The sequence below is a fragment of the Kitasatospora sp. NPDC034533 genome (assembly GCF_055575155.1).
The window spans coordinates 94,612-101,431 of record NZ_JBVITE010000024.1; the positions used below are offsets into that span (position 1 = coordinate 94,612).

Here is a 6,820-nt window from a genome sequence, read left to right on the forward strand (position 1 = left end):
GTTCGATCTCACCGGCTCGGTCCGCCCACCCACTCGATCCGCTCATCCACCGCTCAGGTCACCGACCACCCGCTTCACCGGCTCGGTCCGCTCACCCTCCGCCCAGGTCACCGACCACCCGCTTCACCGGCTCGGTCCGCTCATCCACCGCCCAGGTCACCGACCACCCGTTTCACCGGCTCGGTCCGCTCACCCTCCGCCCAGGTCACCGACCACCCGCGTCACCGTCCGTTCAGTTCACGATCGTCGGCGAGAGCGCCGTGAACCAGAGCAGGACGAAGGTCGCGACCGACATGATCGGCACCAGCACCTTGGTCTCGACGCTGTTGCCGCTGCGCTTGATCAGCACGATCTCGTAGCGCTCCTTGTGCGGCCAGAGCAGCGGCGCGCCCTTCTTGGTCAGGCAGTCGCCGAGCAGGTGCGCCAGCGTGCCCAGGCCCACCGCGTACGGCAGCCAGCCGGGCGAGTTGGGCATCCAGGTGTTCATGCCGAAGGTGCCCAGCGCGGCCAGGCCGATGACGGTGATCCACGCCTCCGGGCCGTCTCCCGGCGGGCAGAGCCGCAGGGCCCGGATCGCGAGCGCCAGCAGGAAGAACGTCAGACCGAGGGTGAAGTTGCGGCCCAGGAAGGTGACCCCGGCCCAGGTGCCGCCGCCCATCAGCGCGACGAACAGCAGCGAGTGGGTGGCGTGCCGGTGGCCGCCGGAGACCCAGGCCACGAAGCGGCAGAGCACCTTGGAGACCGGCCCGAGGAAGTTGGCGATCGAGCCGTCGTGGTGGTCGAGGTCCGGCAGCAGGGCCGCGCCCGCGCACAGCACCGTGCCCATCAGTATGTCCGCGGGCTGCAGGGTGGTGTGCAGCAGCAGCGGGGGCAGGAAGGGAGCCGAGGCCGCGTACAGCATCGCCCCGCTCACCGCGTGCGAGTGACCCATCATCGGACTGCCACGACCTCCCGTCGGGCCCACTCCGGGACGGCGCCCGATTGAGCCGAACGGGTGAGCGCGGCCGAGGCTACCAGGGCAGCCTGACGGTTCGATGGATATCGGACGGCCCGGCCCGGCGCGGTCGGCGACCGGCCTCCCACGCCTCCCCGCCGCACTCCCGTCACCCGCCCGCCGCGCCCCGAGACGGGCTCCCGAACCGCCCCGCGTCAGAGCGCGCAGCCCTGGGTGTCCACCCGGACGGAAGCCGCTCCGCCCCGCTCGACGTCCTCGCGCACCTCGGCCGCGGTCAGCACGTAGCCGGTGTCCGCGCTGTCCAGGGACTTGGCGAAGACCACGCCGTACACCTCGCCGTCCGGAGTGAGCAGCGGGCCGCCGCTGTTGCCCTGACGGACCAGCGAACGCACCGAGTAGACGTCCCGGACCACCTGGCCGCGGTGGTAGATGTCGGGACCGTTGGCCTGGATCCGGCCCCGGATGCGGGCCGGCTGGACGTTGAAGGCACCGTTCTCCGGGAAGCCGGCCACGATCGCGCTGTCGTTGGTCTTCGCCTCGCCCGCGAAGGAGAGCGCCGGCGCGTTCAGCTTGGGCACGTCCAGGACGGCGATGTCGCGCTGCCAGTCGTAGCGGACCACCGTCGCGTCGTACAGCTGGCCGACGCCGCCGATCTGCACGGTGGGCTCGCTGACCCCGCCGACGACGTGGGCGTTGGTCATCACCCGGTGCGGGGCGAAGACGAAGCCGCTGCCCTCCAGGGTCTTGCCGCAGGAGGTCGCCGTGCCGACCACCTTGACCAGGCTCTGCCGGGCCCGCGCCACCGCCGGGCTGGCGGCCAGTGCCGGGTCGGGGCTGTCGACCTGGGTGATCGGCTCGTGCTCGAAGGGGTTGAAGACCTGGGGGAAGCCGTTGCGGGCGAGCACCTTGGAGAAGTCCGAGAACCAGTTGGGCGCGTCGCTGGGCAGCGCGTTCTGCACCCCGCCGAGGACCGACGAGGAGCGGACCTGCCGGGAGACCGTCGGGAGCGAGGCCCCGGCCAGTGCCGAACCGATCAGCCAGGCCACCAGCAGCATCGAGACGACGTTCACCACGGCGCCGCCGGTCGCGTCCAGCACCCGGGCCGGGCGGCGCCCGATGTGCCCGCGCAGCTTCCAGCCGAAGTGCGCGGTGATCGCCTGGCCGATCGCGGCCAGGACGATCACCACCACGACGGCGACCACCGAGGCCGTGGTGCCGGGGCCGATGTGGTCGAGCAGCAGCAGCGGCAGCAGCTCGACGGCCAGCAGGCCGCCGCCGAGGAAGCCCACCAGCGAGAGCACGCCGACCACGAAGCCCTGCCGGTAGCCCGACACGGCGAATGCCACGGCCGCGGCGATCAGCAGCACATCCAGGACGTTCACCCGGACACCCTCCCACGCGCCGCGGGCCGGAGGCGCCGACGATCGGTCACGAAGCGTCGGCGTCGGCGCCCGGCAGGGCCCGGGAGTGTTCGAGGTCGCCCTGGACCAGGGCCAGCGCGTCGTCCGGGAGGTCGACGATCCGGGACTGGTCCCAGGGCAGCTCCAGGCCGCTGTGGTGCAGCACCCGGTCGATCACCCCGGCGGTGAATCCCCAGACCAGCCGCCCGGCGACCGAGAAGGCCGGTCCGAGGAGCCCGGACGGCTGGCGCAGCCGCACCCGGTTCGCCGGGTCGGCCAGCTCCGCGATGGGCACCCGGAACACCGCGCCGGTCTCGGCCTCGTCCACCGGGCGCACCGGCGACTCCTCGCGCCACCAGCCGAGCACCGGGGTCACCACGAAGCGGCTCACCGGGATGTACAGCCGGGGCAGCTCCGCGAACACCTGCACCCCGGCCGGGTCCAGTCCGGTCTCCTCCTCGGCCTCGCGCAGTGCCGCCGCGATCGGGCCGGGGCCCTTCGGGTCACCGTCCTCCGGGTCCAGCGCGCCGCCCGGGAAGGACGGTTGACCGGCGTGCGAGCGCAGCGAGCGGGCCCGCTCGATCAGCAGCAGGTCCGGCCCGTCCGGCCCCTCGCCGAACAGCATCAGCACGGCGGCCGGGCGACCGCCCTCGGCCGGCGGCAGGAAGCGGCTCAGCTGCTCCGGCAGCACCCGCTCGGCCGCCACCCGGACCGGCTCCAGCCAGTCCGGCAGGCCGTCCAACTCGATGCCCCGGGCCACGCTCGGCTCGCTCATGCCTCCACCGCCAGGTCCGCGACCCGTCCGTGGTGGGCCGCGGCGTCCGCGCGGGCGGCGGCCTCGCCGGGGAAGTCGGCGGGCGGCCGCAGCCGCTGCCCGGGCTGACCGCCCATCTCGTACTTCAAGAGCTTGCGTGCCTTCTCCGGATCGGTCTCCCCCTCGCCGTAGGAGGGGCAGAGCGGCGCGATCGGGCAGGCGCCGCAGGCGGGCTTGCGGGAGTGGCAGATCCGGCGGCCGTGGAAGACCACCCGGTGCGAGAGCATCGTCCACTCCGACTTCGGGAAGATCTCGGTGACGACCGCCTCGACCTTCACCGGGTCCTCCTCGGTGGTCCAGCCGAACCGCCGGGCCAGCCGCCCGAAATGGGTGTCCACGGTGACGCCGGGGACTCCGAAGGCGTTGCCGAGGACGACGTTGGCGGTCTTGCGGCCGACGCCGGGCAGGGTCACCAGGTCGTCCAGTCTGCCGGGGACCTCGCCGTCGAACCGGTCGCGCAGCGCTATCGAGAGGCCGATCAACGACTTCGCCTTGTTCCGGAAGAAACCGGTGGGCCGGATGACCTCCTCCAGCTCCTCCGGGTTCGCCGCCGCCATGTCCTCCGGCGTCGGGTACTTCGCGAACAGCGCCGGGGTGGTCTGGTTCACCCGCAGGTCGGTGGTCTGCGCCGACAGCACGGTGGCCACCAGCAGTTGGAAGGGGTTCTCGAAGTCCAGCTCCGGATGCGCGTACGGGTACAGCTCCGCCAGCTCGCGGTTGATCCTCCGGGCCCGCCGCACCATCGCCAGGTGCGATTCCGGCTTCCTCGGCTTCACCGCCGCCTTCTTCGCCACCGGCTGCTCCGCCGCGGCCTTCCGGACCTTGCTCTGTGCCATGCACGAAGGCTACGCCGACCGGCGGACCGCTCGGGGCCGATCAAGCACGGAAACCGGCTCCGGCAGGGCCTGTTGTCCACTGAAGTCCGCCCGTGACCATCACCTGACGGGGGAGAGTACGGATGATCGGGGTCCTGCCGGCCGAGGACATGAGCATGGTGCGCGGCGCGCTGATGGCCCTGCTCGCGTACGAGGAGGACCTGGAGGTCGTCGCCGACGTGGACCGCGGGGGCCTGGTGGTGCCGACGGCCCTGGAGGTCCGTCCGGACGTCGCGGTGATCGACATCGACCTGCCCGGGCTGGACGGGCTGCGGGTTGCGGGCGGCGGCCGACCTGCACGAGAAGCTCCCCGGGTGCCGGACGCTGGTCCTCACCGGACTGGTGCGACCGGCCCACCTGCGCGCCGCCTTCTCCGCCCGTGCGCTCGGATTCCTCGGCAAGGACGCCCCGGCCGCGGAACCGGCCCTGAACACCGACGAATGACGCCCTGGCCGGGGTCCCTGCCCAGGGCCGCGCAGAACGGTTACCGGGCGGCCACCAGAGCGACCAACAGCGGCCAGGAGCGCGGCGGCGCGACGATCACAGCAGCACCGATCCGGCGAGCGAGCCGGGGATGCCTGCCCAGGCCCGCCGAAGAGCGGGAACGGCAGGTAGGTGAGCACCCCGCGAGCGCCCCCGTGCGCCCGCGCGCCGAGCGTGGTTTCCCTTCGTGGGCGCCCTGTTGACGTTCCGCCCGCACCTCCCACCGAGGCCTCCGGGGCTCGCAAGCTCCGGGGCCCCCGAGGCTCCGGAAAAGAATTCCGGCCGGAGCGATGAGTTCGGCGGCGAACGCCGGTCTACCCCTGCGACCGACTCGTACGACGGAAGGAACATCCATGAGCACCGTGGTCTCCACCGACGGCACCGTCCTCGCCTGCTCCGTGACCGGCTCCGGCCCGGCGGTCGTCCTGGTCGACGGCGCGCTGTGCCACCGCGGCATGGGGCCGGGCGCCGCGATCGCCGAGCAGCTGGCGGCGCACCACACCGTGTGGACCTACGACCGGCGCGGACGCGGCGGCAGCGGGGACACCGCGCCGTTCGCGGTGGAGCGCGAGATCGAGGACCTGGCCGCCGTCATCGCGGCCGCGGGCGGCTCGGCCCACGTCCTCGCCGTCTCCTCGGGCGGCGCGCTCGCCCTGCGGGCCGCCGCCGCGAACGTCGGGATCGCCCGGCTCGCCGTCTACGAGGTGCCGTTCAGCACCGAGGAGGCGCAGCGGGAGCGCTTCGGCGCGTACGTCGCCGAGCTGACGGCGGCGCTGGCCGAGGGCCGGCACGGGGACGCCGTCGCCGCCCTCATGATGTTCGCCGGGGCGCCGGCCGAGATGGTGGCCGGGATGCGCGGCGCGCCGATGTGGCCGGCGTTCGAGGCGGTCGCGCCGACCCTGGCGTACGACGCGGCGGCGCTCGGCGACCGGACCGGCGCGGTCGTCCCGGTCGACCTGCTGGCCACGGTCACGGTGCCGACCCTGGTCCTGGACGGCGGCGCCAGCCCGGAGACCCTGCGGGCCCCGGCCCGCGCGGTGGCGGCGGCCGTGCCGGGCGCGGAGTACCGGACGCTGGACGGCCAGACCCACGAGGTGGCGGCCGAGGTGCTGGCCCCGGAGCTGCTGAAGTTCTACGCCTGACGGGCGTCCACGGGCATCCGCGGGCGCCCACGGGCACCGCCGCACCGTGCCGCGCACCCGTACCACGGCGGGCGGTCGCCCGTTCGATCGGGGCGGACGGAGGTTCGACCAGGGGGTGCCCGCGGGCTCCCGCCACCGGCCCCGCCCGGCGCCCCGCCGGTACGAATGGCCCCGCACGGCACACCTCGGCACACCCCCTCCTCATATGATCGGAGCGACATGCGCCATGCTTGGTGACGCAGAACACTGATCGGAACTTGCGCCGGACGGCCCACCCGCCGAACGGCCGAGAAGGAGGAAGCACGTGGACGACGTTCTGCGGCGCGCCGCACTCTTCGCGGCACTCGACGACGAACAGGCCGGCGAGCTGCGCGCTTCCATGACCGAGGTCACCCTCGCCCGTGGTGAGTCGCTGTTCCACGAGGGCGACCCGGGCGACCGGCTGTACGTCGTCGCGGAGGGCAAGGTCAAGCTGCACCGCGCCTCGCCGGACGGCCGCGAGAACATGCTGGCCGTGCTCGGCCCCAGCGAGATGATCGGCGAGCTGTCGCTCTTCGACCCGGGCCCGCGCACCGCGACCGCCAGCGCGCTGACCGAGGTCAAGCTGCTGGGCCTGGGCCACGGCGACCTCCAGCCCTGGCTGCACGCCCGCCCGGAGGTCTCCATCGCGCTGCTGCGGGCCATCGCCCGCCGCCTGCGCCGGACCAACGACGTGATGTCCGACCTGGTCTTCTCCGACGTGCCCGGCCGCGTCGCCAAGGCCCTGCTGGACCTCTCCCGCCGCTTCGGCGTGCAGTCCGAGGAGGGCATCCACGTCGCCCACGACCTCACCCAGGAGGAGCTGGCCCAGCTGGTCGGCGCCTCCCGCGAGACGGTCAACAAGGCGCTCGCCGACTTCGCCGGCCGGGGCTGGCTGAAGCTGGAGGCACGCGCGGTGGTCCTGCTGGACGTCGAGCGGCTGTCGCGCCGCTCGCGCTGACGTCCGCGAACCGCGCCGACGTCCGCGAACGCGGAGGGGCCCGTCCGATCCGGACGGGCCCCTGCGCGTTCACCGGGTCAGTCGGTCCTACGTTGTTGATGGGTTGGACGGGCCAGTCGTATGGTCCTGAGGCCCAGAGACGCCGGGTATGGCTTTCAGTCGGTTGCCCTCG

At 73.4% G+C, this 6,820-nt stretch carries 6 protein-coding genes and 1 pseudogene; 3 read left to right on the forward strand and 4 right to left on the reverse strand.

All coding sequences use genetic code 11. From position 1 onward, the window contains the following. Positions 1-232: 232 nt before the first annotated feature. From ACZ55U_RS18900 to nth, 4 genes are all read right to left on the reverse strand, one after another. Complete coding sequence (locus ACZ55U_RS18900) at positions 233-934, reverse strand: metal-dependent hydrolase (protein ID WP_465527264.1); 702 nt, start codon at positions 932-934, stop codon at positions 233-235. Positions 935-1,149: 215 nt separating this feature from the next. Then, the gene (locus tag ACZ55U_RS18905) at positions 1,150-2,337 is read right to left on the reverse strand and encodes a MarP family serine protease (protein WP_465527265.1); all 1,188 of its coding nucleotides are present in this window, start codon (positions 2,335-2,337) and stop codon (positions 1,150-1,152) included. A 46-nt stretch (positions 2,338-2,383) separates the two neighbouring features. Then, complete coding sequence (locus ACZ55U_RS18910) at positions 2,384-3,130, reverse strand: NUDIX hydrolase (RefSeq protein ID WP_465527266.1); 747 nt, start codon at positions 3,128-3,130, stop codon at positions 2,384-2,386. Further along, positions 3,127-4,005 (reverse strand): endonuclease III, encoded by an 879-nt coding sequence (nth, locus tag ACZ55U_RS18915; RefSeq protein WP_465527267.1) that lies wholly within the window; start codon positions 4,003-4,005, stop codon positions 3,127-3,129. The genes ACZ55U_RS18910 and nth overlap by 4 nt, the downstream gene beginning before the upstream one ends. 122 nt (positions 4,006-4,127) lie before the next feature. Here nth and ACZ55U_RS18920 point away from each other — a divergent pair. The 3 genes and pseudogenes from ACZ55U_RS18920 to ACZ55U_RS18930 all read left to right on the forward strand — a co-directional run. After that, a pseudogene (locus ACZ55U_RS18920) lies at positions 4,128-4,458 on the forward strand (response regulator); the annotation flags it as partial. Between the two features lie 422 nt (positions 4,459-4,880). Next, positions 4,881-5,669, forward strand: a complete 789-nt coding sequence (locus ACZ55U_RS18925) for an alpha/beta fold hydrolase (protein WP_465527268.1) — start codon at positions 4,881-4,883, stop codon at positions 5,667-5,669. Between the two features lie 304 nt (positions 5,670-5,973). Then, a complete protein-coding gene (locus tag ACZ55U_RS18930) occupies positions 5,974-6,648 on the forward strand; it encodes a Crp/Fnr family transcriptional regulator (RefSeq protein WP_030288117.1) in 675 nt (224 codons plus the stop codon). The last annotated feature ends 172 nt before the right edge of the window (positions 6,649-6,820 follow it).